Origin of the sequence: Clostridium sp. AF36-4 (assembly GCF_003435975.1) — a bacterium.
Classification (GTDB): Bacteria; Bacillota; Clostridia; order Lachnospirales; family Lachnospiraceae; genus Eubacterium_F.
The window spans coordinates 1-614 of record NZ_QTVH01000077.1; the positions used below are offsets into that span (position 1 = coordinate 1).

Annotated in this window: 1 protein-coding gene; it reads left to right on the forward strand. The window is 35.7% G+C overall.

The annotated features are described in order from the left end of the window. The first annotated feature begins 105 nt into the window (after window positions 1–105). Entirely contained in the window at window positions 106–609 is a 504-nt protein-coding gene (locus tag DW005_RS13665; protein WP_117480198.1) for an isoprenylcysteine carboxylmethyltransferase family protein, read from the forward strand. Window positions 610–614 lie beyond the last annotated feature (5 nt).

The following is a 614-nucleotide window of genomic DNA, read 5'->3' on the forward strand; positions in this document are numbered from 1 at the left end:
AATTGACCGAGCTCTTTAGAGCGAGGGAGGCTTCTTGTCCGAAGGGCAAGAAGATGGAACAGAGAAGGAGTTTAATAATTCGGGATTGTAAGGAGGAATTGAAGTTTGAAAGAAAACGAAAACAAACAGAAGCATTTGCCTGTGATAGGTGTGGGACCTCTTATTGTAATACCTCAGTTGGTTGTTACCGTATTAGCCATCATTCTGTCGAAAATGGGGATAATATATTCGCTGCAAGTAAAAGAATTGAAAACTCCCTTTATCATCATTGGAATTATGCTGATTTTATTGGGAGCATGGCTGTGGTTTAGCTCAAATTTCAAAGTCAAGATAGATGCCTGCATTAAAGAAAATCATTTAGTTACATCTGGCGTATATTCAATGGTGCGAAATCCAATATACAGCGCATTTTTTCTCGTGTGTATTGGAGCGTTTTTTATAGAGACAAATATTATTTTATTTGTTCTTCCTGTTGTTTACTATGCATATATGACAGTGTTCTTAATAAAAACAGAAGAAAAATGGCTGAGTGAATTATATGGACAAGAATATGAAGAATATTGTAAAAATGTGAATCGCTGTATTCCTTGGACTCCAAAGAGAAAGTAAACTTC